This is a genomic window from Nostoc sp. ChiQUE01b (genome assembly GCF_034531255.1).
Taxonomy (GTDB): Bacteria; Cyanobacteriota; Cyanobacteriia; order Cyanobacteriales; family Nostocaceae; genus Nostoc.
This window is the reverse complement of record NZ_JAVRBM010000032.1, coordinates 41,697-67,609: the sequence shown is the minus strand read 5'-3', so window position 1 is coordinate 67,609 and position 25,913 is coordinate 41,697. Positions and strand designations below refer to the sequence as shown.

The window sequence follows — 25,913 nt, the reverse complement described above, 5'->3', positions numbered from 1 at the left end:
GGAATGGGGAATGGGGAATGGGGAATGGGGAATGGGGAATGGGGAATGGGGAATGGGGAATGAGGCATTGGGCATTGGGCATCGAGGATGAACGGAGTTTAAAGGTGGATGAATCCAGTTTAAAGGTGGATGAACCGAGTTCAAAGGTGGATGAATCCAGTTCAAAGATGGATGAACGGAGTTCTAACTCTCCCCTGCCTCCCCTGCCTCCCCTGCCTCCCCTGCCTCCCCTGCTCCCCCACTCCCCACTCCCTCATCCCCCCTTATGCTTTTCCAAAATCTTTTCGACTCTGGGTTTATAAATGAGATGAAATAAGGTTTCCATATAGCGATCTCTGGCTTCGTTATTTTCGGGAGCAACAAAGTTCCAAAAACTAAACATTTTAGCAAGCAGTAGTAATTGATTGCTATGTAAATGCCAATTATATTTGTGATGAATTCTCTGACTCATCCATTCTGAAACTTCTTGCCAGTATTCAGCATGACTATCACATTTATCAAGAAAGTCTAAAATTTTCGTTGCTGTTCCTTCTAAGTCTGTAGGATTAACATTAAATTGGTTTTCTTTGTTCTCGATAATTTCTAAGGAACCGCCAAATTGAGTGGCAAAAGTTGGCAAACCAGAAATCATCGCTTCCAAAATACTGCGACCGAAGGATTCAAAACGGGCAAAATGGACATAAATCCCCTGAGAATCTGCAACTACTCGGTAGGCTTCGCCGATGTTTCTGCTAGGGATACGCATTCCCACCCACCGAATCTTGCCATCCAGATGATATTGCTCGATAATGTCGTGGAGTTTTTGAATTTCTTCTGCTTCTTCTGGGTTTGTAGCTTCATGTAGATACAGTTTAGTAGTTAAGAGAATCAGATTACAACGCTCTTGCAATGCCTGACTTTTACCAAAACATTCAGCTAAACCAGTGAAATTTTTAATTGAATTTATGGTATCAAGGGCAAAGATTGGTCGCTTCTGGGGATGGTCTAAATGACCAAGAATTTGTGGATCTTTGCGGCTAAATAGTAAGTCGTTAACTTGTGCGCAAAGGTTATAATCTCGGTTTTCTTGCTGGCTGTAAGGAAAGAAGATATTTTCATCGACTCCCGGCGGCACTAAGTTAAATTTAGGACTAAACAAATCAATTCCATCAACTACATGATACAGATGTGGCATCGTAAACCACTTGTACGACTCATATTGACCTATAGTATCGGGCGTGCCGACAATTTCTTGATAGGACGATGTGATGATAAAATCGGCTGCATTCATGCTAATCAGATCGGCAGTGAATTGTGCTGAGAAATGATATTTATCTTCTAAATCTTGCCAATATAAATTGCTAAATAGATATTTAGGTTTTTCTAAAGAATGGGCAATGTTACATTGGGTGACTTTCATTCGGCGAGATAGCAGAAAGGCGACTAAGTTACCATCGCTGTAATTGCCAATGACAAGACTAGGTTTGCCTTGGAATTGAGCTAGTAATTCTCTTTCTGCATCGATCGCAAATTGTTCTAAATAAGGCCAGATATCAAATTTAGAAATCCAATTATTCGTAATTTCTGGATTGAATTCACCAAAAGGAATGCGCAATATCCAAGCATTTTCAGTATCTTGGACTTTTTCTAAAGGCAGGTTACAAAATGTGCCTTCACAGTTAGGAATTAATCGAGTCAGAATAATTACATGGGGTTTAATACCTAGCTGGTCGAGTCCAGCGAGTTTGATTTGTTCGCGCAGTTCGTTTTCTAAGCTGCGAGCTTGTTCGAGGACGTAGATAACTTGACCGAGTGTTTCATCTCTTCCCAAAACATCCTCCTGTCCTACCCAGCCGTGGATGGAGATGAGGACGACGCGAAAGACGACGGGGACGCGGGCTACAAATGTTTCTAAGATGCCAGGTTCTGGGGAGTAAATAAGTCGGTCGAGGAGTTGTAAAGTTTCAGATACTCGCGCCGCAGTGTTACCCCAACCTGGCTCAAAGCCGAGTTCTTGGAGGTTAAAGCTAAATTTTTCATAAGGTTCATCAGGCTCAAGCTCACTTAGGAATTTGAGCGCTAGCTTAATTTGTTGGGCTAACTGAATACCGGAGTCAATGCGATCGCTCAATAATAGACGAATACCATTGCATTGCAGCCTATGTAGTGCTTTAAATAACATTTCTACCCAATATTGGGGGTCAGTCAACAATTGATTGCACAGGTAACGGTTGAGGAAGGCTAAACCTTGACCAATATTTCTCGCGTCGTCGATTCTTGGAGAACTCTCATAGAAGGGGTGGAGGTCGATTTCGAGGATATGGGGTTGGTAGCGGTTGACTAGACGATCTCTCACATCTAACAGCGCTTGAGGTGTCATCTGCTCGAACCTGCTAAAATCGGCTGTCAGTTGCCAAACTTCTTGATTCGCAATCCTTGGTCGAATTACAAACCACGTACTTTCCTCTTCGAGAATTATTTCATGGGTGTATTGTATTAGTTTGCCAACAGAAGAAGAGTAATAAAAATAGGCTGGCTTTTGGGATTGATGACAGTAGTCGGCAAAAGCTTGCAAAATCTCATTTCTTAGGAAGTAATGCTTACCTGAAGTACTTAATGCATAAATCAACTGATGTAGAGCAGTTTTTTCATCACCGTTGGAGAGAGCTTGAACTAGTTCATACATGATGACGAATTCCAGAAATTTCAGCTAGGTAATAACCTCATTTTTCTTTCCAGTTTTCGGTTTTGCTGAGGTATATTCCCGATAATGATGATAAATTACTATAAAAATTTTCGCGTCTAGCTGTGGGATGAAAGACTGTGAGAACTTCAAGTCTATGGGATGAGGAGTAGAGGAAGGCAGACAAGAAAGAATTATTGAACAGAGGTATAAAACACTATTACCGATTAAGTACTAAAGCAAAATTGGAGCGATCGCTAGTAGAACATCACATCATGATTAACAATTCAAAATTCAAAATTTAAAATTAATTTCCAATAAATTAAATCTAGCAAGTTTTAGCAAAATTTAATCAAATGTAAGCAGATTAAAAGCTGTTTACTATAGTTTTTCCTAATCAAATGAGGTACATCATAGCCCCCTCATCGCTTGCGGGGAGGGGGTTGGGGGTGGGGTTCAGTACCTACTCAACTGAGAACCGCTATACCTGATCATCTAAAATTATGAGTTGATAACTATATATAGCAGTCCGAAATCATTTGTGAAAATTATATAGCGTTTCCTAATCTGCTGAAGTACTTAGTACATTGCTAATAAAATTGGGTAAAACTCTGCGTACCTCTGCGTTTGACTCTGCGCGACGGCAGTCGCTACAACGGGGGGAACCCCCGCAACGCGCTGCCTCCTCTTTGCGTTTAAAAACATTGGTTCTGTACCTCACTTAACTGGGAATCGCTATATATAGGACTTTATGTCCTAACCTATATGACTACGGCTATATCTGAAGATAATTTGAGGATTTTGTGAAAAAACTGCTAAATCAGCTTGAAGATATTACTTAAAAATTGTGTATAAGTTTTGCTAAATTATTAAGTATTTTAACCAACCTCACAAGTTCCTCATATTTAAAGACTATAGTCAAAATATAGACAGTTACTTTTAAATATTTACGGGCTTCTCAAGTAGCGGCCCTGATTTGCGATAACACTTTTATGAACAGGATTTGAGAAAAATATGAATTACTGTCCTTGCTGCTCAAGTTTACTTTTAGAACATATACGCGGTGCAGAGACTTACTGGTTTTGTCGCCACTGCTGGCAGGAAATGCCTATTTATAATTGCAACGAATCCAGTTCATTCGCTGATGTTGTCATGGGAAAACTACCTAGAAAGCCTCAAAAAGAAAAACGTAAAAGTACTATTGTTTACGCAAGCCAATGGCAATCGATTACCGAATGGATTGGGCTAGAAAAGTTATCTACCTAATCCAATTTACCGAAATCGTTTACTATAACTGTTTTTCTTGATTCCAGTAATTAATTGCTCAAGAATATCAGACTATAGCCTAAATATCAGGTATCAAGTGACACTAGGATGTACACACAAGTCCTCAAAACCTAGCTTGATAAGCCTTTCTCGTTCCTATACGGAGTATGGGAATGCATTCATTGAATCTCTGACTCAACGTCTGATTGGAGGCAGCAGCCCCTAATCAGCCATTCTCAGGCTCAACCTGGAAATGAGAGAATAATGGTCAATCAAGCTTTTTTCGACTTGTGTGTAGACCGTAGCCAATAAATGGGGAGATTAAGGGGGGTAATTTGACTTCTGTATACACCCTAATACAACGGGCGCGTAAATAAACCACCCCTGACGCTCGGTCGCCCTTGGCATCTCCCCTTCTCCCCAAGGGAGAGGCTAACGCCAAGGGAGAAGACTCGCTAACGCTGCGCTAACGGGTGACGCTCTCTACGAGACGCTACGCGTAGCTTGCTTCTCTGTAAGAGTATGCAGGCTCGCTAATGCTGTGCTAACGGCAGTTCCTGACCCTTACGGGTGACGCTCCTGCGTCGCTAACAGCACTTTGCTATCAACGGAAAGCGGAGGCACTCCGTTGGACGGGTTTCCCGGCTTGAAGGAAGTGCCGTCCAAGACAGCAAGTGCTTCACCGCGCTGCTTCACCAAGTTGAAATCTGCTGTATCTTTTCAAACTTAAGCCATCCATCAAGATTTATTGCTTACTTTAATAATCTTTTACTTATAGCCCCCGATTAATTCGAGAGTTTTTAATGTTGAAAAATGAATTTATAATTTTGATTTTATTGGGATGCAGCTAATAGTGGTTTAGCTTCATGCAGCCTCAATCATCTTCCCAAGATTCGTGATTCAGTAAATCGATAATTCTATCTCTGAGTAGAAATTCATTTTTTTCTAACTCAAGTTCAAAATTAATCCAGTCACGATGAGGAATATATTTACAGAGGGTATAAATTGGCTGCTGACGGTTAACAAGTCTCTTTTTAACAAGTTGAAGTGCTTCTTGCTTGATAACCTTGATGTCATATTTAACCGTAGTGTTCATAAGTCGTTCCTTTATTTTCAATCAAGGAATTAAGACTCAAAACAATAGTTGCTTTGACTCTCCCTTAAACTTATCAAAGAAAATTGGCGAGAATTGTGAAGAATCAAGACATTAATAGTTGCTGAAAGTTAAATACAGGAGATTTCAACTTGTCTACGAACGCGAACAGCGTATCGGAGACAGAGGCTACGCCAACATGAGATACAGAAATACCCGACCACTTTCCCCTTTATAAGGGTTGCCCCTACGTTGGTCAGCCCGACTGACTTGTTCGCTCTTAACCTTCTTGCTATGAAAGCAAGTGGAGTGAAGTTTGGAAAGAGGTGTAACTTGTATAGTTACAAATAGTAAAATACGCTTTATGGGTTTAAGTATACCCTCTTTAGATAAGTTCGTGCAGAAGACATCTCCAGAAATTAAATAATATATAGGACTCATATTTGATTTTTAAGGGAGCTAGGTACACCTTTATTCCTTCTTGCCAGTCCCCATTACCCCTTATTCCCAGAAGGGGCCCCACCTTCCCCAGTCCCCAGTCTCTACGAGTAATTCACGCCCATCAAATCGGATTGCTATACATTATCTAGAACCCTTGTAGAGACATCGCACTGCTACATCTTTTTCACCAGATATCTAGAGCAAGAAGGCTGACACAACAAGCTGCAAACATCAAAAGAGAATGTAGATGTTCTGTGGGCGACTTGTCACAAGGTAGGCTAGGGTAAAGAACATTTTCTAGAAAACTTACTTATACTATGATCCTGAATCTTGATAAAGTTCGTGAATATTTTCCTGCTCTAGCTGGTGAATGGACTTTTTTTGATAATGCTGGTGGCTCACAAACCTTGAAAAAAGTAGTAGATAGAATTAGCGAATTTCTCCTAAGTTCTGATGTCCAGTTAGGAGCCTCTTATGCGATTTCTCAACTTGCTGGAGAACGATTGGCTCTAGCAACTAAGGGAATGGCTACTTTCATTAATGCGAATTCTTCTAAAGAAGTGGTTATGGGCCCATCTACTACAATGATGTTGAAAGTTCTCTCAATGTGTCTGGGTCAAACCTTCATACCTGGTGATGAGGTTATTGTTACTAATTGTGACCATGAGGCTAATATTGGTGCTTGGGTCGCTCTTGAAAAACAAGGAATGAAGGTTAAAGTATGGAAAGTTCGCCCAGATACTTTGGAGCTTCATTTAGCAGATTTAGAACCATTGATGAGTCAGCGCACAAAACTGGTAGCCTTGACTCATGCTTCTAATGTTTTGGGAACCATCAACCCAATCAAAGAAATTGCTGCATTTGTACACGATCGCAATGCCATGATTTGTGTAGATGGTGTAGCTTATGCACCTCACAGATTAGTTGATGTCCAAGATTTAGATGTTGATTTCTATACTTTGAGTTTTTATAAAGTCTATGGCCCACATCATGCCTTACTTTATGGTAAAGAAGAACATTTATTAAGATTGCCTGGTCTTAATCATTATTTTATTACACAGACAGATATACCTTATAAATTTCAGTTAGGGAATGTCAATTTTGAATTAAGTTATGGAATGTTAGGTTTATGTGATTATTTAAGTGAATTAGCACAATTGCACTACGGCGATGAAACTGCACCTGATTTAAGAAATCAAATGGTACAAGCATTTGATTTAATTAGCATACATGAAGAACATATTAGCGATCGCCTCCTAAATTACCTCAACAGTAAGCCTAATGTGCGAGTTATTGGTCAATCAAAGGCTGACCGCCAAACCCGTGTACCAACTATATCTTTTGTCGTCAATGGCATAAATAGCTCAACCATTCCCCCAAAAATTGACCAATATTACATAGGGATTCGCTACGGAGACTTTTATGCTAAACGGCTGATTGAATACCTGGGGTTAGCGTCTCAAGGTGGAATAGTCCGGGTGAGTATGGTGCATTACAACACTCTTGAGGAAGTTAACAGTTTGATTGAGGCTTTTGAGCAGACATTTTAAGATTGGGCATTGAAAAGAGGCAGAGGGGCAGGGAGCAGGGGGCAGGGGGGAAACTATTCACCCTTCCTCCCCACTCCCTACTCCCTACTCTCCATTACTTATTACTAAGCTGCAAAACTTGCACTTCTTCTTGTGGAGAAATTAATGTTTCACCCACTGGGAGAACAGCTAAGGCATTGGTTTGAGCTAAATTAATTAAATTGCCGGAACTGTGACTACCAAAAGCTTTGTGAAATTCATAAACACCATTAATTAAATGCAATTTACCCCAAAGGTAAGTTTCACGTTTGCCGTTCGATCGCAATTCATCATGCGATCGCACTTTCAAAAAAACTGGTTCCCAACCTTCAGTAATTCCCGAAAGTTTCTTGATTGCTGGTAGCACAAACCGCCAAAATGTCACCAACACAGCAGCAGGGTTTCCTGGTAAACCAAAGTATAGTGCTGAATGGGGAGAGACGCGATGAATCGCTTCTGTACTGGGGAAAGTGGCAACGGTAAGGGGTTTTCCTGGACTGATTTCCACAGCCCGAATGTGGATTTTTGCTTTTAGTGACTCTAGAATTTTGTCAATATAGTCATAATCTCCCACTGAGACACCACCAGAAGAGAGAACTATATCAGCGATCGCAACCGCGTGGGTTATAACTTTCTCCAAAGCAACTGGATCGTCTTTCACAATGCCTAAAATTAACGGTTCTGCGCCACTTTGTCTCACCAAAGCTGCCAACGCATACTGATTAGAATCGACAATTTGCCCTGGTTGCAACGGTTGATCGATTGTCACCAACTCATCACCAGTGGAAAAAATTGCCACACGTGGGCGGTGGTAAACACTTAATTGCGGACACTGTGCTGCTGCTAACACAGCAATTGCTGAAGCATTTAGCTTAATTCCTGCTGGTAGTAGTTGTGTTCCAGCTTGATAAAAAGATGCTTGGTGTCTGACAAATCCTTGCGGTTTTGGTGCATCCAGGATAAATACGCGGTTTTCCTCGCGGCGTGTCTTCTCTTGCATGACTACAGTATCCGCACCTGCTGGGATCACCGCACCCGTGAAAATTCGTGCGGCTTGCCCTGGTTGAATCGTAGACTTGGGCTGATACCCAGCCGGAATCTCCTCAACAATTTCTAAAATGGCTGGTTGTTCGGCGTTAGAGTGCTGTACATCTTGGTAGCGAACTGCGTAGCCATCCATTGCCGAATTATCCCAATGGGGAAAATCTAGCGGACTGGTGACAGGTGTTGCCAAAATGCGACTATCTGCTGTCAATAAATCTACAACTTCTGTATCCTGTTGACGATCCAACGGCTGCACCAAATTTAAAATAATTGCTTGTGCATCGCTGACTGATAACATAGCGATCACCTCCAACTTTTCTTTTATCCCTGTAAAGTAACACTGAGTCTACTCTTGGGTAGCTTTGTCTAGATTTCTATAAGCGGTAAATCCCAAACTACACACTGCTAGTAAACCGATAATTATGCTTCCTTCGGGGACTTTGGATACCTGAACCGAATTGTTGCTTAAATCTAGTATTTGCTTTTTGCCTGCTGCATCTCTATTGTTAAAACCAAATTCTTTAGCTAGAACCTCATCACTAAAACCTTCATCTATGAGTGCGAGATTATTATTAAGCCATGAGTCACCAGGAAACTCATCATCCTTGCCAACATCAAAGGAACCAAAGATTTTCTCTTTAGTGCTATCAAAGTTGAATCTCAAATAGCCGTAATTAGATATCCCACTAAGCACTGGAGTGAAACTATTGATAAGATTACTCAAGGGATCAAAAAAGGAAATTGAGAGAGATTGCAAGTTTTTCGTAGCTCCCAAGCCTGTTTCAGAAATGAGGCTGGGGGCAGTTGTTGTATCGTAGTTAAATGAACCTTTCGCTGAATAACCACTGTCTCCTTTCCAGTTAAAGTTGAACTCAGCAGCATGAGCTAGGTTGTTTGTGGTTATGGCGATCGCTAACGCTAAAGTAGTAGTCGTCACCAGACTAATAGCTATTCTAGTAAATAGATGTGTCATCAATGCAACCCCGAAATTAATTAAAATTAAGTTTCTACAACAATATAATACAGATGTACAACCCTACTGTGTGTTGCATCCATGAAGTGTAACGGTTACTCTGTGAGATGCTTACTAAGTATCAGCAGAGTATCAAAACTGCCATAGCAGCTTAATCCTATTTTTGAGTTGTGCAATTGTTAGTTGCACAAATTTTTGTTGACTGGTTTTTGTTCCTTTATAGCGCAGCAACTAGCCGAGTCACTCAATTTTAGATTTTAGATTTACGATAGCGAAGCGTTAGCGAGTCCGCGTCCCTTGCGCGTCTCGTAGAGAGCGTCTTTTGGATTAACCTCTCCTTATAAACAAGAGGCTTAAATATCGATTTTTTTTGTTTTTCTTCTCCGTAAACCCAGAGGTTTGAAACTTTTTTTGGATTCTAGATTTTATATTTTAATCTAAAATCCAAAATCTAAAATCCAAAATTGTCTCGGTCATCACCTTAATATTAAAAACAGGAGCGATCGCTATTTCCCAACCCCTAAATAAAAATACCTATTTTGTATGACTATCGAACGAGTTCCCCAAAAACACTATCCCAAGGCTGAAATTGGGCGGCGAGGTATGGCATTGGGACTTGATTTCCTTGGTGTCTGGTTAGTCAGTTCCCTACTGGGAGGCAGCGATATCGGGATTCAATTTGTTGAAATCTTAGTTTTTGTAATACTTTGGCTGGTTTTGCGGGTGCTAGTGGTATACAACAATCAAGGGCAAAGTTTAGGGCGTTGGGCGTTCGATTTAAAGGTGTTAGAAGTCGAAGATGGGGAAATAGTGGGCAGAATTCCAGATTTGCCCTCACTAGTGAAGCGAGAGGCGATTATCGGCTTGGGTGCTTTATTAGTGTCAATTGCCCTGAGCAATATTAGAGCCAATCCCACTGCTATACTGCTAGTGACTCCCCTAGCAATTGATTGCGGGACTGCCTTCTCTGATACCCAGATGCGGCAGGCTTTACACGATCGCTATTGTGGAACTTTCATCGTTTCGTCGCGTCGTGGCTACTCACTCGATATAAAAATTAAAAGATTAGTTGAAAATCTGCGGCGGAATGTGAGAAGATAGTCATTTGTGTTAATTCTCTTCAGGCTTCACTGTTTGTAAGATTATGGCTAAGAGTAAAGGTGCCCGCATTATTATCACACTAGAGTGTACTGAGTGCCGGACAAATTCAGATAAGCGTTCTGCTGGTGTTTCACGTTATACCAGTACCAAGAATCGCCGCAACACCACTAACAGGCTAGAACTGAAAAAGTTCTGCACCCACTGCAACAAACATACCGTTCACAAGGAAATTAAGTAAAAAAGATGAGTTATTTCCGTCGTCGCCTTTCTCCGATCAAGCCAGGAGAACCAATCGATTATAAAGATGTTGATTTATTGCGTAAGTTTGTCACCGAGCGGGGAAAGATACTGCCACGTCGGATTACCGGGCTGACATCTCAGCAGCAACGAGAGTTAACATTAGCAATTAAGCGATCGCGGATTGTGGCATTGTTGCCATTTATCAATGCGGAAGGCTAAAAAGAGTGATGAGTTAGAAGTTATGAGTTATGAGTTATCAATTAACTCTTCACTCCTCACTCCTCACTCCTAACTATTTAAACTGTTCACCAAATTAGAGTGCGAGAGTTGTGGAGAAGGGGACGCTAGTTGAATTTAGGGTTCAAGGCGATCGCCGTCTGGGCATCGTAGAACGTCCAGACGGAAAAACCCGCTGGTTTGTGGTAGACGAACGTGGTCAATCCCACAGCCTCGCGCCTAGACAAATAACCTATACAGTTACTGGACAAACTTACAAGCCTTCTGAGATTGCCAGTTTTTTGGAGCAGATCAAGCCTTATTTAGACCCATCTAGTTTAGAAGTGGCTTGGGAATTACTGGTTGAAGATGGGGAAACAGTTACTCCAGACCAAATGGCGAATCTGCTATTTTCGGAATCAACCGCACCTCCTTGTTATGCCGCCTATTGCTTGTTATCAGACGACAAACTTTATTTCAAGCAAAAAGGTGACGCTTACGAGCCGAGAACTGCTGCTCAAGTGGCAGAACGCAAGCACCAACTGGAAGTAGAGGCACTAAAAGCTAAAGGACAGCAGGAATTTTTAACTCGTGTAGAGCAGGCGCTCAAAGGTGAAGCAGTAGAGTGGCAACGCCACGATCGCCAGCGCTTAGAAGGACTAGAAAAATATGCAGCGCTAATCGCTGACACCGTGCGGACGGGGGTTAATTATGACTCCTTGGCTCGTGCTTATCCGCCCAGCGCTTCAGTATTAGAAACTATGACCATGCTGGGACGACCGACAACACCCCAAGGAGCCTTTCAACTACTAGTAGATTTGGGTTGCTGGAGTCCTTATGAAAACTTGTTCCTGCGTCGTTCTTCAATTCCAATTCAATTTCCTCATAAGGTATTAGAAGTGGCGCAACAGCGTTTGGATTTCCCGCCGATTGACTCAGATACAAACCGCCTTGATCTGACTCACCTGAAGGTTTACACCATTGATGATGAAACTACCACAGAGATCGACGATGGTCTAAGTTGGGAAGTACTGCCTGATGGACGGGAACGCTTGTGGGTGCATATCGCCGATCCTACTAGATGGTTAGTACCGGAAGATGAATTAGATTTGGAAGCCAGAAAGCGCGGTAGTACAGTCTATTTACCGACGGGAATGATTCCCATGTTTCCAGAAGTGTTGGCAACTGGGCCAATGAGTCTGATCCAGGGAAAGGTTTGTTGCGCCCTCAGTTTCGGGATTATTTTAGGTACAAGTGGGGTAGTAGAAGATTACAGCATTCATACCAGCTTGATTAAGCCGACTTATCGCCTCACCTACGAAGATGTAGATGAAATGCTGCAATTACGGGTACAGGCAGAACCGGAAATTGCGGCGATCGCAATTTGGGCACAGCGGCGCAAAGCTTGGCGTTACGCCCAAGGGGCAATTAGCATTACTATGCCCGAAGCGGCGATCAAAGTCAAAGGTGAGGAGATCCACATTGATATTTTGGACGATTCCCCATCGCGGCAACTGGTAGCAGAAATGATGATTGTTGCCGGTGAAGTTGCGGCTCGTTATGGTAAAACTCATAACATACCTTTGCCCTTTCGCGGTCAACCGCAACCAGAATTACCTCCAGATGAAGAATTGCTTTTACTTCCAGCCGGATTCGTTCGCGCTTGCGCCATGCGTCGCTGTATGCCCAAGAGTGAAATGAGCATTACGCCTTTGCGTCATGCTGGATTGGGCTTGGATACTTACACCCAAGCAACCTCTCCCATCCGCCGCTACAGTGACTTACTCACCCATTTCCAACTGAAAGCCCATTTGCGGGGTGAAGTTCTGCCATTTTCCGCAGATCAACTTAAAGAAGTGATGATGACTGTCACCAGCATCACCCAAGAGGTGACGATGGTAGAACGACAAACTAATAGATATTATGCACTAGAGTATTTACGCCGTCATCCAGAGGAAACTTGGGATGTGACAGTGTTGATGTGGCTGCGAGAAGACAGCAACTTAGCCCTAATTTTGTTAGAAGATTTGGGCTTGCAGTTGCCAATGGTTTTCAAACGTTCTGTGAACTTAGGCGAACAGATAGTGGTGAAAGTTAGCCACGCCGATCCACAAAAAGATATGATCCAGTTCCAAGAAATAATTTATCAAGAAGCCCAAACAGCGGCAAATTAACTAATTTGTCATTTGTCATTTGTCATTTGTCATTTGTCATTCGTCATTCGTAATACTTGGTACAGGCTAGTATTATCAATTACGAATTATTTTAACTTTGCTCCAACTCCTTTCGGTTAACATGGTTAACATATAGAGTAAATGGAATGAGGTAATAATTGTGAATGTATCTTTGACCCCAGAACTAGAGCAGTTGGTTAAGGATAAAGTTAATAGTGGTCGATATCACTCAGTGAGTGAGGTGATGGGTGAAGCATTGAGATTGCTAGATGAACGCGATCGCGTTCAAGAAAAACGTTTAGCAGAATTGAAAGCTAAAATCCAAGAAGGTCTTGAAGCTTCAGAGCGTGGTGAAGTAGTTGATGGTGAAGAGGTATTTGCAGAAATTGAAGAAGATATCCGACGTGCTGAAGCTCAAATGCAACAAGCAGAGGCTGCTAAATAATGAGTCGGTACGTTTTAACAATACCAGCCAAGCAAGACCTCAAACAGATTAATCGCTATATTATCCGCTACAATCCTGATGCGGCTCGAAGACTCAACGAAAAAATTAAACAGCAGTGTAAACTTTTGGCTGATTTTCCTAATATGGGGCAAAGTTTCGATAATTTTGCCCGCAGGTTACGGAGTTTTCCAGTAGAAGATTATTTAATATTTTATCGTCCCATTGATGGCGGTGTGGAAGTTGTACGTATTGTCAGTGGTTATCGGGATTTAGAGACAGTTTTCTTAAGTGAAGATATTCCTTAATATTGTATTTGATGTCAGCGATCGCTATCTCTAGCCAATATGTCAGGAAATAATCACAAAGTAATTATTTTTGATACCACCATGCGTGATGGAGAATTGACGCCCGGTGTAAAAATGAATTTACAACAAAAAATTACTATCTCCCAATTGCTTGAAGAAATGAGAGTAGATATTATTGAAGTTGCTTATCCAGGAAGTTCTCAAAAAGATTTTGATGAAGTCTTTAGTATTTCTAAAATAATTAAAAATTCTATTATTTGTGGGCTAGCTAGTTCCAATTCAAATGAAATAATCACTCTTGCTGAAGCAATTAAACCAGCAATCAGAGGCAGAATTCACACTTTTACTCCGGTAAATCTGAAAAATCAGTCTAAATTAAGCAAAGAAGAAGTATTAGCAACAATCAAAGAGAGTGTTTCTCTCGCACGCAATTACTGTGATGATGTAGAATGGAGCGCTTTTGATGCTCCTAGAAGTGAGCCAGATTTTTTGTGTAAATCTATTGAAACTGCAATCAAGAGTGGTGCTACTACTGTTAGTATTCCTGATAGCTTAGGTTTAGCATCACCAGAAGAGTTTTCGCAACTTCTGCAAATGGTTTTTAATCGAGTAGCAAATATTGATCAAGTTGTCGTTTCAGTACACTGTCATGATGATTTGGGTATGGCGGTAGATAATTCACTCATTGCTTTAAGTTGTGGCGTCAGGCAAATTGAATGTGCAATTAATGGTTTGGGTGCGAGGAAAGGTAACGCAGATTTCAATAAAGTTGTGATAGAAATTTTAAAACAGGGGAATTATCAACTTGAGATTAACACTTCGCTAATGAGTAAAGCAGCAGAGTTAATTTTTCAAATCACTGGGATTGGAAAGGCAAAATAGTTAATATAAGTAAATAGAGACTTGCACAAGTGTGAGAATTGATGAAAAAATTGATCCGCGAGAGTCGAATCAGGTATTCTCATTTTGCAAGAAACGCACGAGGAAATTAGTGAAAGTTTTAGTTGTCGGTAATGGGGGGCGCGAACACGCTCTAGCATGGAAACTGTTGCAATCTAAGCAAATTGAGCAAGTTATCTGTGTACCAGGGAATGGGGGCACGGCAAGTATGGAACGTTGCCAGAACTTGCCCTTAGCAGTAGATGATTTTGAGGGAATCAGCCGATATGCTCTAGAACATGGCATAACTCTGGTAATAGTTGGGCCAGAAGTTCCCCTATCTAAGGGAATCACAGATTACCTCCAAAACAAAGGATTGATGGTATTTGGTCCAGTCAGAGCCGGAGCGCAAATTGAGGCGAGTAAAGCTTGGGCAAAAGCCCTGATGCAAGAAGCAGGGATTTCGACGGCACGGGCTGCGGTATTTACGGAGGTTGCGGCAGCAAAATTTTACGTCAAATCTCAGGGAGCGCCAATTGTTGTTAAAGCTGATGGCTTGGCGGCTGGTAAGGGTGTAACGGTAGCTGAAACAGTTGCACAGGCAGAAAGTGCCATTGATGCAATTTTTCAAGGACAATTTGGCAGTGCTGGTAAATTTGTCGTCATTGAAGAATGTTTGATTGGGCAAGAGGTGTCAATTTTAGCATTGACCGATGGGTTAACAATTAGACCCTTATTGCCAGCTCAAGACCATAAGCGGATTGGTGACGGCGATACAGGGGAAAATACTGGCGGCATGGGAGCATACAGCCCAGCACCCATCGCTACACCAGAGTTAATGGCACGCATTCAAACAGAAGTATTAGAAAAAGCGATCGCCACCTTAAGAGCAAAAGGCATTGATTACCGAGGCGTGCTGTATGCTGGGTTAATGATTGCACCCAATGGCGACTTGAAGGTTTTGGAATTTAACTGTCGCTTTGGTGATCCCGAAACCCAAGTGATTTTGCCACTGTTAGAAACACCCCTAGAAGAGTTGATTTTAGCCTGTGTACAGCAGCGATTAAGTGAATTGCCGCCCATTGCTTGGAAAGAGGGAGCATCTGCTACTGTCGTTGCCGCTTCTGGTGGTTATCCAGGAGAATATGAAAAAGGTCAGGTAATTACTGGCATTGGCGAGGCAGAGACAACAGGAGCAACTGTATTTCATGCAGGTACGAAATTGAACCAGCAACAAGAAATAGTCACAGATGGTGGTCGAGTGTTAAATGTGACGGGAACCGGAGAAAATTTTGAGCAAGCGATCGCCCAAGCCTACGCAGGGATCAAATATATTCAGTTTGAAGGGATATACTACCGGAGAGATATTGGGCATAGAATGGCAAGTACGAAGCAGGGGGAGCAAACCCCATAAGCGATAGTTAAATATTTATCGGAATACACTACAGGATATGCAGAAGATGTATGAAAATCTCGAAAATTGCTGTGTTTTCTGTGTTGATATAACGTTTTTTAGCGAGTTAATTTAATATTCAAGGCATCAAATCCAAATGCAGTCTGAATGTTAGCTTGAAGGCTGGCACTGGTTTTCATGACAGATGTGAGGCTGACTTATACTTAAGCTATGCCCAAGTTAGATATTATCCATAACGCGGTAAAAAACGCACTCATCAAAGACGGCTGGGCGATTACAGACGACCCCTACGTAATTCAGTATCGAAGAACAACCTTATACGCCGATCTCGGTGCTGAACGTCCCATTGCGGCTGAACGAGATGGGCAAAAACTTGTTGTTGAAGTGAAAAGCTTTGTTGGCGCATCAAAGATACAAGATTTGAAAGAAGCTCTCGGTCAGTATGACATCTACCGTTATCTTTTAGAGGAAACAGCACCAGAGCGTAAACTTTACCTTGCTATTGGTGCGATCGCTTATAAAAGTTTTTTCAACCAGGATGTTATTCAACTTATCCTCCAAAAACATCAACTTCCACTCATTGTTGTCGATACAGAAACAGAGGAAATCACACAATGGATAAATTAACTGAGTATCCCAAGATAATTAAGCGTATCCTGACAGAGTATGTAGAACTATGTAACCGTCGTCCTAACCGAGACATCGAAACATTTTTGATTATGGATGAGCCAAAGGGTCACTATATTTGGATGAACCTTGGTTGGCAAAATGGCGAACGCATTACTGGTATGACCGTCTACGTTCGGATTCGAGATGGCAAATTCTGGATTGAGGAAGATTGGACTGAAGATGGTATCGCCAATGACCTAGTTCGTGCAGGTGTTGCCAAGGAAGATATAGTATTAGCATTCCATGAGCCGAAGATGTGGCAGTACACAGATTTTGCAGTAGCATTGTAGCGATCGCACTCTCTTACAATCTGGAATCGCGAAGCTTTTTGTGCAAGGTAATATAAAGTCAGTTTTCCAGTAGCATAAGATATGACTCCGGCATCCAATAGACAAACAGCCATTATTCGTACAGAACGTGGATTGACGATCGCAGGTACACGCCTCACGCTCTATGATGTCATGGATTTTCTCAAAGCTCAGTTATTTCTGCCAATTTCCCCATTCCTCCCTCATCCCTAACATATTTGTCAAATTAACTGTTAATTTTTTAGTTGTTGGGTTTTATAACAAAGACTACTAACAACTTTATTTAAGATGCTAACTCTGTTCAAAACAATTCGAGATGCGATCGCAAGTTGGTGGTCGGAGTTCACCCTCCAGACTAAACTGCTGGCTGTGGCCACAATGGTAGTTTCGTTAGTGATGAGTGGTTTGACCTTCTGGGCTGTGAATACAATTCAGCAGGATGCGCGGATGAATGACACCCGCTTTGGTCGTGATTTAGGGCTGTTGCTTGCTGCTAACGTTGCCCCCTTGGTCGCTGACAATAATCTGACTGAGGTTGCCCAATTTTCCCAACGTTTCTATAGCAGCACCTCTAGTGTGCGTTATATGCTCTACGCCGATGAAACCGGGGAAATCTTTTTTGGCATTCCTTTTTGGGAAGCTGAGGTAAAAAACTCCCTTACCATTAAACGGCGGATACAACTGCCAGAAGATTACCCTGGTGATGGGGAAAAGCCGATGGTGCGGCAACACACGACCCCAGATGGGACAGTCACCGATGTATTTATTCCCCTGATCGTCAATCAAAAATACTTAGGTGTATTAGCGATCGGGATCAACCCCAATCAGACCGCTGTCATTTCCACCAATTTTACCCGCGATGTCACCATTGCCGTTTTTATCACAATTTGGGTAATGGTGATTTTGGCAGGAGTGATTAACGCCTTGACCATCACCAAGCCGATTAAAGAACTACTAGTTGGGGTAAAGCAAATTGCTACCGGGAATTTTAAGCAGCGCATTAATTTACCTTTAGGTGGCGAACTAGGGGAATTAATTTTAAGCTTTAATGAGATGGCAGAGCGATTAGAGCGCTATGAAGAACAGAACATTGAAGAACTGACCGCAGAAAAAGCCAAACTAGAAACCCTAGTTTCCACGATCGCAGATGGTGCCGTGTTGATTGATAACAACATGCAGGTGATTTTAGTCAACCCCACAGCAGAGCGAATTTTTGGCTGGGAAGCCGCTAATGTAGTAGGTTGCAATGTCTTACATCACTTGCCAGCATCAGTACAAATCGAAATCACCCGTCCCTTGTACGAAATGGCAGCAGGCGAATGCGAAAGCGCCGAATTCCGAATTTTTATTAAACAACCCACCCCACGGACGATCCGCATTCTCTTGACTACAGTACTCAACCTGCAAAGGGAAAGTATTAAAGGTATTGCGATTACTATTCAAGATATAACCCGTGAGGTCGAACTAAACGATGCAAAAAGTCAATTTATCAGCAACGTTTCTCACGAACTGCGAACGCCTCTATTTAACATCAAAACCTATATTGAAACCCTGCACGACTACGGCGAAGATTTAGCTTTACAAGAACGCCAAGAGTTTCTGCAAACAGTCAACCATGAAACCGATCGCCTCACCCGCCTAGTTAACGATGTTTTGGATTTGTCAAAACTCGAATCTGGTCGCAACTACAGCTTTGATGGCGTAGATTTAGCCCAAGCGATCGAGCAAACCCTGCGTACTTACCAACTCAATGCAAAAGATAAAGGTGTTGAACTTGTTCAGGAAGTTGCTCCTAATTTGCCGTTGGTATTAGGTAATTACGATCTGTTAGTACAAGTGTTTGGCAACCTAATTGGTAATGCCCTTAAATTCACCAAAGTCGGTGGTAAAGTAGCAATCCGCGCCTACCAACTAGATTTCAAACCCAGTCATACCGAATCTGCACCAGTGCGGGTTGAAATTTCCGATACTGGAATTGGCATCGCCACAGAAGATCAACACTCAATTTTTGAACGCTTCTTCCGCGTAGAAAACCGAGTTCACACCCTAGAAGGCACGGGTTTAGGTTTATCGATTGTCAGAAATATCATCGACAGACATCGTAGTAAAGTCCATTTAGTGAGTGAAGTCGGCATTGGCACTACTTTTTGGTTCGACTTAGCCACCTTTGATGAAAAAGCGCTACCGATACAAGTTGAACCTATTGCAGAAGCATCCAAAATCACCACAGTTTGAAGGTTAGGGATTGGGCATCTCTCGTTTTGATGCCTTTTTTAATAAAGTTACGATAAAAAGTATGAGAATTGTCACAAGATAGAGGAATTATATGATAAAAAACTGTTAAAGGTAATATAGGCTAATCAGCCCTTTTCTAAAAAAGTGACTTTGTGTGACTAAAATGACCCTATCTTATAGATTGAAAAATTTCTGGGGTTTGCTGCGAGGTAAAAATAAGATATCTGCAACTCAACAAAGGTTGCAGGACAGTACCGTAAGCTCAAGAGAGGTTGATGATATTGAGGGTACTGTTCAACTTAAAAATGGTCAAGCAGTTCAAGTAAGGTTAGACGACTTGAAACAGTTTATAGAGGACAACCGCAGCCAAATAGCAGTCCAGAAGATTCCTAACATGGGAAAGCGGAGAAGTTAATTCTTTAATAGAACTTGTAAGTTACTTACACCTTGCTTGCAAGCTCAAATTAATTCTTCAGCAGAATATCCTTACTTTAATTTGTGGAATTATTTCTATATACTTTTCCCTATCAAGTTCTTCATCTGTTTCGGCAATGTAAACAGTGCAGCTTGCAAAAGTTCTAAAGTCAGTATTTTTGTCGTCCAATGGCGATGAAATATACTCTTGTTCTTTGCCAAGAGTGACATAAACAGGAAATATATCTTTGCGTACTATATAACCATAAACATACCCATAGGATTCTGCGTTGTCAAATTCGGCTTTTATAGTTCTTACTGTCAACATTATTTTATCCTGGCAATTATTCCTCTAAAATCCATTACGTTAGTCTCATAATGCTCCTCTAGCAAGCTTTAAGCGGCTGTAAAGTAGATAGATATGCAAACTTGTGGAGGGTAATCGAAACCCTCAGCACTAAGTTCAAGAGACTTGTCTAGCATCAAGCGCCGCCTATGAGTTCACCAAGCGCTAATACTAATACCTTACCGCTTTAGCTAAATTTTTTCTGATTCCAGTTCAGCTATTAGTTCTTCAGCATCTTTGCCGCCAAGATCGCGCAATTCTTTATGTATAATGCTGACTTTGCGCTCTATTCTGCTGACTTCGCGGCGAAGTACCAACAATTCCTTAATCTTCGACATGATTTCTCCAGGCATTAATAGATTATTTTCTGAAGATGCTGATGGAGCGGTAGCTTTTTGCTGAGTTGCTTCGGATTTCATAAAAATGTTTGCATTGCTATCGTCTAAGTTGTCCTTAAAATGATTTTCTGACATCAGTTTACCTGGAGATGTTAACTTGATATCGGCAGGAATAGCACCAGTATTTGAAGAGCCAAGTTGAGATACATTGTCATAATCGTAATGCCCATTTTGTGAGTGAATTAATGCGCCGTTTGAAGTTTGGTCACTGTCTTCTAATAAAAATTGAATTAATTCAGCATTAATTCCAGCAACAGGGAAATAAGCGTAACCACTTCTACCTTGGGTTTTGGTATTGGATACTTGCCTGCAAAGCCAGCCTGACTCTACAAGATATTTCAGGTGCTTATTGACTGTCGTATTATCGAAGCCAAGTATATGAGCAATCTCGGCTGACCTGATTCCAACATCTGGAATCAACTTCAAAATAGATTGAACAGTGGGTGACAACTCTAAAGCTAAATGTCTCAAATGAAAGAAAAATAAATCTCTCTCTTCTGTAACATCGTTATTTAGATTAGTATCTGACAAAACCGATTCCAGTAAATTTTCTGCAACAGAATTAGGAAGCTTAAAACTTTTTGTCCTTTTGTACTCTATGGCAGCATTAATTGTATCGGATGAAAAATCATGTGCAAAATCGTACAAACGCCTTGGTTTTACTGCTCCTAATCCTGCACTAACTTCTCTGTAATTTGCGTATTTGAGACTGGAAAGCTCTCTCAATTCCTTTGTGACAGTTGACCTAGAGCGATGTATTATTTCGGCAATTGCTCTGGCACTGCTCTCGCCTTTGATTGCCAAACACTCCAAAATCTCCAGTTTTTGGTTTGTCAGTTTTGCTAGCTCAATGATTTTAGGCGCTCTTTCAAGCTTTTGACGATGTAATTCAGTTAGGGCAGTCCATTGACTTTGCAAGACAGACTCTTCTAGACTTAATGACATAAGTCTAGACATAAGCTCACCTCCTTAAGGGTAAGTTTTTAGACTCCCCCTCTGAGTAGAGCAAGTGTGGTAGGTCGCCAAACTTTACATCACTCGCCTACTTAGAGTGGAACTTTGTTTTTTGCAGAACAGACCCTCCTATTTTTAGGTAGGGTCTGTTCTAATATCTCAAAATAACATGGACGAATCCAAAATAGATCCCCAAAGATCGCCAAAATTTCTAAAAAAGCAAGATTAAGTTTTATTTATTGCCGCACAATCTTGTTACTGATGACTAATCCCCCAGATAACAGGGAATTGTTTTAAACTCATCTAAGTTACTAGACTGAAGAACAAACATACCAATAATAAACTTAATAGCAACAGCAAAGCCTGATTGCGTTTTACCCAACTTTTCACAGTTACTGCAAAACTGTTAGTGTAACGCTGCTGTTCCAACTCTAACTTTGTCTGTTCAATATTTTGGTAGAGGGTACAGTCTTTGGCGTAGGGACGTTGAGGAAAATTGCAAGTATCATCAGCGTGATAGGTGCAGGTGTCGCACAGATACCCATCCCCAGCAGCGCGGTGCAATGGAATACCGGGATGACCGTAAGCTTTAAGTGTCGTCCGGCAATAGGGACAACTAATAGCTTGACTATCAACAAGTTGATGGCAGTGGGGACAAGATACAGTAGCCAAAACCTTTAGCGCAAATAGGTAAACACTTTGATTCTAGCCATTTACATGGATAATGGGGAAATACATACGTAGCCTGTTAATTTTAAATATGGCTAGCTTTCAAAATTGGTTACTTTATCAGCAGAAATACTAATTTTCTGATGGTATTTTATATTTTTTAAGTGATTTATATCACTCAAAATAATTAAGGCTATGCCATAATCTAGCAAATATCAGGTTTTTTCCCAAGTCCAATAATTATTTAGAGGTAGAAAAATATTGCCTTTTAATCCTGAGCTGTGCCGTAACGAAAGCGAAGTTGAAAGCAAACTCATAGTGCAATATTTGCTACCACAGCTAGGTTATACTCCTGACACCTGGCATCAAGAAGTTGCCGTTGGTAGCATCCGCTTAGATTTTTTGGCATTTGCTGCACAAGTGATTCCCTTCGTCTTAGATGCCAACTCACCGCTGAGTGTTGTCATGGAGGCAAAGCATCCCAAACAAAATTTAAATCATCATGTCCTCCGACTCAGGCATTATTTAACCAGCTTGAATGTCAGGTATGGATTGTTGACTAATGGCAAAGAGATTAGAATTTATCAAAAATTACAATATGATATTCAATTAGTATTTCAATGTACTGGTAAAGAAGTTGAGATACAGTTAGATAAAATTAAAAGTTTAATTGCTAGAGAGAGCCTTAAAGAAGGACAGTTAGTAGATAAGCCAGAAGTCCAAATAACTCAACAAAATTTAAATTTTAAAATAAAGAGGCAACATTCAATGAAAACGATTGCAATCTACCACAACAAAGGTGGCGTTGGTAAGACTACTGTTGCAGTCAATCTTGCAGCAGCATTCAGTAAAAAAGGTAAAAGGGTACTGTTAATTGATATAGATTCCCAGGCAAATACTACTTTTGCTACAGGATTAATCAAATTTCAATTTGAGGAAGATGATAATTTAAGAGAGCGAAACGTATACCATTTATTAGAATCAGGAGATTTTAACTTTATTCCAGAAGTAGTGCGTACATCTGATTATTTCAACAATCCAGAAATTGATGTTATTCCTTCACATATTACATTAATTGAACATCAGGATAAACTGAATAAAATATTAGCTAGTAGGAGCAGGTTAGTAACAAAACTAAAAAGGGTAGAAAATAACTATGATATTGTGATTATTGATACTCCTCCCTCTAGAGATTTGTATGCTGAAGTTGCACTGATTGCTAGTGATTACCTGATAATTCCATCCGATTTGAAACCATTTGCTAATCAAGGTTTACCAACGGTCAAAAATTTTCTTAATCAAATTAATGAATCTAGAGAAATGATGGGTAAACCGCCTATTAGTATAATGGGCGTTCTTGCTTCTAAAATCTCAACAAATGCTAAATTTTTACAATACAATTTTCCAAAACAGAGAGAAGTAATTTTAGAGCGCTATCAACTGCCACTTATGGAAGCTGTAATTTATGATAGAACAGCGTTATCAGAATGTATGAATCAGACTATTCCAGTTGGAGATTTAGAATATCCTGACCCTAAGTCTATTATGAAATTTGCCGAGTTAAAAACTTCGGCTCAAATTTCTGCTGAAGAATTTAATGTATTAGCAGATGAAGTTGTCAGAAAAATGGGGGTTTATTAATGATTAATTTTTCTTTGGTAGATGTCAAAAGTATTGCTTCTAATGAACCTCGTTCAAATTTTGCAGAAGCTGATTTAGAAAATCTTGCAGATATAATTATAGAAACTGGAGGAATTGTTAGACCATTAGTTGTGAAAGTGACAGGAGTAGAGAACTATACGGTAGTTGATGGACATTTTGAATATTATGCTGCTGTTAGGGCAAGAGAAAAAAATCCTCGACAAGGTGAAATGATTAATGCTTGTGTCATTACCCCAAAATTAGAGGATTTAGTAGTAAAGCAAGTTGTATCTCTTAAAGAAATTGATTCTTCTACTAGACCAGTAATACCACAGCCTGAAACAACAAAGTTAGAACCACGTCTAGCAAATTTAGAATTACGTCTTGAGAAGCAATTTAATGAGTTTAAGTCAGAATTTTTACAAGAAAGACAGAGAATAGATAGTCAGTTCAAGCAACTTGAAAATCTGATTCCCCAAAAGAGCAAACAGAGTAATCCACTTAGTTTATTGAATACTTTAGATAAAAACGAGTTATCTATAAAGTTGCAACGCTCTAGGATTCCTGGTGCGGAAAAACTTGCAAAGGGCATATTTGATGCTCGAAGTAAGAAATCAAAGCAACAATTTGAAGATTACCGCGATGTAGTAAAATCTGTGAAAAACTTGGGTGATAAAACAATTTTGACTATTATTGATGAGTGGTCAAGAAGTTAGTAGTTATTTAAATAAGTTATTCGCGGTGTAGAAACTTGCATAGCTCTTCTGTGCGTCTTTGTGTAAGCCATGAACCACCAAGATAATTGTAGATTGGGTTGAACGAAGTGAAAACCAATAATTAACGCTCAATGTTGGGTTTTGTTCCTTAGAGGTTGTTTGAAAAGTATTTTATTGTGATTTTAGGCACTTTTAGATCCCCCCTAACCCCAGGGCAAACGCATGTATGACTCGTTCCTAAGCCAATACATAACTTAGGGTGAAAACGCCAAGGAACAGAACCTTGAAAACCTCATAACTAAACCTGGGATAGAGGTGAAAGTCCTCTCCTACAAGGGTAGTAGTAAATCCCAACCTGCCCACAGTGACCGAACTCGGAATTTCGGAGACTGAAGCTCTTAACTGGGCGCAATCAGAGCCAAAGCAGATCAAGAGACTTATGTGTATACCGTAGCCGACGGGCGAGAGGGACAAGTTTGAACTTTAGTTCAAGTCAGGGGTGCGATTCGTCGAACTGACGTTGAGTAAATGGGGTATTAATAAATTATTCTGTCATAAATAATATGCATAAAATAGCAATATTTTTTACTTCCTTTAGTTATATCTAAATTTATTTAATCTATTTTTTTACAAAAAGTTATTCTCAAATTTGCAAACAAAACCATGACTTTAGTCATAGTTCAAGCGTACACAAGATAAAGAATAATTGTTAAATTTAATAAAGATTCGCAGTAATTGCACAGTTAAAAAGTTCGATTTATATCGGGCCTTGCGACTGAATTTCGTTCGTTACTCTTTCAGCAACATCGTTTTTTTATGTGTAGATTAATTGGCTACCTTGGTAACCCCATCCGATTAGATGAGTTGCTGTATAAACAAGAGCATTCGCTCTACAAACAAAGTTACAGTCCTTTGGAATTAAAATCAGGAGCAGTTTGTGCAGACGGGGTGGGTATAGGCTGGTATGACGAAGCGGGTAAACCCTTTATTTACCGAAATACGATTCCGATGTGGAACGATCCGAATCTGGAAGAGTTGAGCAACTATGTACAATCTACTTGTACTGTCGGCTATGCGCGATTAGCTGGGATAGGTGAATCACTCGACATTAGCAACTGTCAGCCATTTCGCAGTGGAAAACTTTTGTTTGTACATAATGGCGAAATCTCAAATTTTCAACAGACTCTCTATAGACCAATCCGTGAAAGCCTCTCTGATTCCACATACGGCCTGATTAAAGGCATGACTGACTCTGAACATATCTTCGCCTTGTTAGTGGAAATGTGGCAGTCGTCTCCAGACAACACTCTGTTATCAGCCTTACGTGCCACGGTTCAAAAATTGACTGAGTTGGCATCAAAATATGACACCAGCTTTAGTGCTAATATAATTGTCACCGATGGTCAAGAAATTGCAGCAATTCGCTACGCTTATCGCATACAAGCTCCTACTCTTTATTGGTCTTGTAATGCACTCAAGTACCCAGACGAAATTATTGTTGCCTCTGAGCGTTTATCTAACCAAAATTGGACTGCTTTTGGTGAGCAAAATATATTATTTTTTCAAGCTCATTCATTACAGCCAACAATTAGTCTGTTGGATAAATTTGCTTAATTGGGGTTTATATTAGGTTCGGTTAAACAGTTATAATATTTGTAGGTTGGGTTGAGGAATGTAGGAAGATCCCACAGGGGAACCCAACATTTGATCCATGTTCATGTTGGGTTTCACTGCCGTTCAAC

Annotated in this window: 24 protein-coding genes and 1 pseudogene; 18 read left to right on the top strand and 7 right to left on the bottom strand. The window is 40.7% G+C overall.

The window, feature by feature from the left end; all coding sequences use genetic code 11:
- Window positions 1-253: 253 nt before the first annotated feature.
- A complete protein-coding gene (locus RMY63_RS20920; protein ID WP_322730547.1) occupies window positions 254-2,665 on the bottom strand; it encodes a sucrose synthase in 2,412 nt (803 codons plus the stop codon).
- Between the two features lie 1,011 nt (window positions 2,666-3,676).
- Between RMY63_RS20920 and RMY63_RS20915 the strand changes: the two genes are divergently transcribed.
- Window positions 3,677-3,928 carry a hypothetical protein gene (locus RMY63_RS20915; RefSeq protein WP_322730546.1) on the top strand — a complete coding sequence of 84 codons (252 nt, stop codon included), beginning with the start codon at window positions 3,677-3,679 and terminating at the stop codon, window positions 3,926-3,928.
- A gap of 874 nt (window positions 3,929-4,802) precedes the next feature.
- Here RMY63_RS20915 and RMY63_RS20910 read toward each other — a convergent pair.
- A complete protein-coding gene (locus RMY63_RS20910) occupies window positions 4,803-5,024 on the bottom strand; it encodes a DUF4327 family protein (RefSeq protein ID WP_322730545.1) in 222 nt (73 codons plus the stop codon).
- Between the two features lie 755 nt (window positions 5,025-5,779).
- Between RMY63_RS20910 and RMY63_RS20905 the strand changes: the two genes are divergently transcribed.
- Window positions 5,780-7,012, top strand: a complete 1,233-nt coding sequence (locus RMY63_RS20905; protein ID WP_322730544.1) for a cysteine desulfurase-like protein — start codon at window positions 5,780-5,782, stop codon at window positions 7,010-7,012.
- Window positions 7,013-7,106: 94 nt separating this feature from the next.
- Here RMY63_RS20905 and glp read toward each other — a convergent pair whose 3' ends face one another.
- Window positions 7,107-8,372, bottom strand: coding sequence for a gephyrin-like molybdotransferase Glp (gene glp, locus RMY63_RS20900; protein ID WP_322730543.1), 1,266 nt, complete (start codon window positions 8,370-8,372; stop codon window positions 7,107-7,109).
- A 48-nt stretch (window positions 8,373-8,420) separates the two neighbouring features.
- Complete coding sequence (locus RMY63_RS20895; RefSeq protein WP_322730542.1) at window positions 8,421-9,047, bottom strand: PEP-CTERM sorting domain-containing protein; 627 nt, start codon at window positions 9,045-9,047, stop codon at window positions 8,421-8,423.
- Between the two features lie 543 nt (window positions 9,048-9,590).
- Between RMY63_RS20895 and RMY63_RS20890 the strand changes: the two genes are divergently transcribed.
- The 13 genes and pseudogenes from RMY63_RS20890 to RMY63_RS20830 all read left to right on the top strand — a co-directional run bounded on the left by RMY63_RS20890 (window position 9,591) and on the right by RMY63_RS20830 (window position 19,448).
- Entirely contained in the window at window positions 9,591-10,148 is a 558-nt protein-coding gene (locus RMY63_RS20890) for an RDD family protein (RefSeq protein WP_322730541.1), read from the top strand.
- 43 nt (window positions 10,149-10,191) lie between these two features.
- Window positions 10,192-10,386, top strand: coding sequence for a 50S ribosomal protein L33 (gene rpmG / locus RMY63_RS20885; protein ID WP_012411241.1), 195 nt, complete (start codon window positions 10,192-10,194; stop codon window positions 10,384-10,386).
- Window positions 10,387-10,391: 5 nt separating this feature from the next.
- Entirely contained in the window at window positions 10,392-10,607 is a 216-nt protein-coding gene (rpsR, locus tag RMY63_RS20880; protein WP_012411240.1) for a 30S ribosomal protein S18, read from the top strand.
- A gap of 110 nt (window positions 10,608-10,717) precedes the next feature.
- Window positions 10,718-12,778 (top strand): ribonuclease R family protein, encoded by a 2,061-nt coding sequence (locus RMY63_RS20875; RefSeq protein WP_322730540.1) that lies wholly within the window; start codon window positions 10,718-10,720, stop codon window positions 12,776-12,778.
- 160 nt (window positions 12,779-12,938) lie between these two features.
- The gene (locus RMY63_RS20870) at window positions 12,939-13,223 is read left to right on the top strand and encodes a type II toxin-antitoxin system ParD family antitoxin (protein ID WP_322730539.1); all 285 of its coding nucleotides are present in this window, start codon (window positions 12,939-12,941) and stop codon (window positions 13,221-13,223) included.
- Complete coding sequence (locus tag RMY63_RS20865) at window positions 13,223-13,528, top strand: type II toxin-antitoxin system RelE/ParE family toxin (RefSeq protein ID WP_322730538.1); 306 nt, start codon at window positions 13,223-13,225, stop codon at window positions 13,526-13,528. The genes RMY63_RS20870 and RMY63_RS20865 overlap by 1 nt, the downstream gene beginning before the upstream one ends.
- Before the next feature lie 39 nt (window positions 13,529-13,567).
- Complete coding sequence (locus tag RMY63_RS20860) at window positions 13,568-14,410, top strand: 2-isopropylmalate synthase (RefSeq protein ID WP_322730537.1); 843 nt, start codon at window positions 13,568-13,570, stop codon at window positions 14,408-14,410.
- Window positions 14,411-14,519: 109 nt separating this feature from the next.
- A complete protein-coding gene (purD, locus tag RMY63_RS20855; protein WP_322730536.1) occupies window positions 14,520-15,821 on the top strand; it encodes a phosphoribosylamine--glycine ligase in 1,302 nt (433 codons plus the stop codon).
- Window positions 15,822-16,031: 210 nt separating this feature from the next.
- Window positions 16,032-16,448: a XisH family protein gene (locus RMY63_RS20850; RefSeq protein WP_322730535.1), complete on the top strand. Its 417-nt coding sequence runs from the start codon at window positions 16,032-16,034 to the stop codon at window positions 16,446-16,448.
- Complete coding sequence (locus RMY63_RS20845; protein WP_322730534.1) at window positions 16,436-16,780, top strand: XisI protein; 345 nt, start codon at window positions 16,436-16,438, stop codon at window positions 16,778-16,780. The genes RMY63_RS20850 and RMY63_RS20845 overlap by 13 nt, the downstream gene beginning before the upstream one ends.
- A gap of 81 nt (window positions 16,781-16,861) precedes the next feature.
- Window positions 16,862-16,972 (top strand): annotated as a pseudogene (locus RMY63_RS20840) (DUF433 domain-containing protein); the annotation flags it as partial.
- A gap of 114 nt (window positions 16,973-17,086) precedes the next feature.
- Window positions 17,087-19,033 carry a two-component system sensor histidine kinase NblS gene (gene nblS / locus RMY63_RS20835; protein WP_322730533.1) on the top strand — a complete coding sequence of 649 codons (1,947 nt, stop codon included), beginning with the start codon at window positions 17,087-17,089 and terminating at the stop codon, window positions 19,031-19,033.
- 163 nt (window positions 19,034-19,196) lie between these two features.
- On the top strand, window positions 19,197-19,448 hold the full coding sequence (locus tag RMY63_RS20830) for a hypothetical protein (protein WP_322730532.1): 252 nt from the start codon (window positions 19,197-19,199) through the stop codon (window positions 19,446-19,448).
- 57 nt (window positions 19,449-19,505) lie between these two features.
- On the opposite strand, the gene RMY63_RS20825 is transcribed toward RMY63_RS20830, so the two are convergent.
- The 3 genes from RMY63_RS20825 to RMY63_RS20815 all read right to left on the bottom strand — a co-directional run bounded on the left by RMY63_RS20825 (window position 19,506) and on the right by RMY63_RS20815 (window position 21,817).
- The gene (locus tag RMY63_RS20825) at window positions 19,506-19,775 is read right to left on the bottom strand and encodes a hypothetical protein (RefSeq protein WP_322730531.1); all 270 of its coding nucleotides are present in this window, start codon (window positions 19,773-19,775) and stop codon (window positions 19,506-19,508) included.
- A gap of 209 nt (window positions 19,776-19,984) precedes the next feature.
- Window positions 19,985-21,148: a hypothetical protein gene (locus RMY63_RS20820; RefSeq protein ID WP_322730530.1), complete on the bottom strand. Its 1,164-nt coding sequence runs from the start codon at window positions 21,146-21,148 to the stop codon at window positions 19,985-19,987.
- A gap of 300 nt (window positions 21,149-21,448) precedes the next feature.
- Window positions 21,449-21,817: a zinc ribbon domain-containing protein gene (locus tag RMY63_RS20815; protein WP_322730529.1), complete on the bottom strand. Its 369-nt coding sequence runs from the start codon at window positions 21,815-21,817 to the stop codon at window positions 21,449-21,451.
- 258 nt (window positions 21,818-22,075) lie between these two features.
- Here RMY63_RS20815 and RMY63_RS20810 point away from each other — a divergent pair, with 258 nt between their 5' ends.
- From RMY63_RS20810 to egtC, 3 genes are all read left to right on the top strand, one after another.
- Window positions 22,076-23,455 (top strand): AAA family ATPase, encoded by a 1,380-nt coding sequence (locus RMY63_RS20810; RefSeq protein ID WP_322730528.1) that lies wholly within the window; start codon window positions 22,076-22,078, stop codon window positions 23,453-23,455.
- Entirely contained in the window at window positions 23,455-24,171 is a 717-nt protein-coding gene (locus RMY63_RS20805; RefSeq protein ID WP_322730527.1) for a chromosome partitioning protein ParB, read from the top strand. Before RMY63_RS20810 ends, RMY63_RS20805 begins: the two co-directional genes overlap by 1 nt.
- Before the next feature lie 816 nt (window positions 24,172-24,987).
- Window positions 24,988-25,785 carry an ergothioneine biosynthesis protein EgtC gene (gene egtC / locus RMY63_RS20800; RefSeq protein WP_322730526.1) on the top strand — a complete coding sequence of 266 codons (798 nt, stop codon included), beginning with the start codon at window positions 24,988-24,990 and terminating at the stop codon, window positions 25,783-25,785.
- The last annotated feature ends 128 nt before the right edge of the window (window positions 25,786-25,913 follow it).

Bases quoted from the DNA above. Each gene is read 5' to 3' on its own strand.
- egtC (WP_322730526.1), top strand. From the start codon at position 24,988: ATGTGTAGATTAATTGGCTACCTTGGTAACCCCATCCGATTAGATGAG.
- RMY63_RS20860 (WP_322730537.1), top strand. From the start codon at position 13,568: ATGTCAGGAAATAATCACAAAGTAATTATTTTTGATACCACCATGCGT.
- RMY63_RS20825 (WP_322730531.1), bottom strand. From the start codon at position 19,775: ATGTTGACAGTAAGAACTATAAAAGCCGAATTTGACAACGCAGAATCC.
- RMY63_RS20905 (WP_322730544.1), top strand. From the start codon at position 5,780: ATGATCCTGAATCTTGATAAAGTTCGTGAATATTTTCCTGCTCTAGCT.
- nblS (WP_322730533.1), top strand. From the start codon at position 17,087: ATGCTAACTCTGTTCAAAACAATTCGAGATGCGATCGCAAGTTGGTGG.
- RMY63_RS20910 (WP_322730545.1), bottom strand. From the start codon at position 5,024: ATGAACACTACGGTTAAATATGACATCAAGGTTATCAAGCAAGAAGCA.
- RMY63_RS20890 (WP_322730541.1), top strand. From the start codon at position 9,591: ATGACTATCGAACGAGTTCCCCAAAAACACTATCCCAAGGCTGAAATT.
- RMY63_RS20865 (WP_322730538.1), top strand. From the start codon at position 13,223: ATGAGTCGGTACGTTTTAACAATACCAGCCAAGCAAGACCTCAAACAG.
- RMY63_RS20915 (WP_322730546.1), top strand. From the start codon at position 3,677: ATGAATTACTGTCCTTGCTGCTCAAGTTTACTTTTAGAACATATACGC.
- rpsR (WP_012411240.1), top strand. From the start codon at position 10,392: ATGAGTTATTTCCGTCGTCGCCTTTCTCCGATCAAGCCAGGAGAACCA.
- glp (WP_322730543.1), bottom strand. From the start codon at position 8,372: ATGTTATCAGTCAGCGATGCACAAGCAATTATTTTAAATTTGGTGCAG.
- RMY63_RS20920 (WP_322730547.1), bottom strand. From the start codon at position 2,665: ATGTATGAACTAGTTCAAGCTCTCTCCAACGGTGATGAAAAAACTGCT.
- RMY63_RS20830 (WP_322730532.1), top strand. From the start codon at position 19,197: ATGACCCTATCTTATAGATTGAAAAATTTCTGGGGTTTGCTGCGAGGT.
- RMY63_RS20805 (WP_322730527.1), top strand. From the start codon at position 23,455: ATGATTAATTTTTCTTTGGTAGATGTCAAAAGTATTGCTTCTAATGAA.
- RMY63_RS20895 (WP_322730542.1), bottom strand. From the start codon at position 9,047: ATGACACATCTATTTACTAGAATAGCTATTAGTCTGGTGACGACTACT.
- rpmG (WP_012411241.1), top strand. From the start codon at position 10,192: ATGGCTAAGAGTAAAGGTGCCCGCATTATTATCACACTAGAGTGTACT.
- RMY63_RS20820 (WP_322730530.1), bottom strand. From the start codon at position 21,148: ATGTCTAGACTTATGTCATTAAGTCTAGAAGAGTCTGTCTTGCAAAGT.
- RMY63_RS20845 (WP_322730534.1), top strand. From the start codon at position 16,436: ATGGATAAATTAACTGAGTATCCCAAGATAATTAAGCGTATCCTGACA.
- RMY63_RS20850 (WP_322730535.1), top strand. From the start codon at position 16,032: ATGCCCAAGTTAGATATTATCCATAACGCGGTAAAAAACGCACTCATC.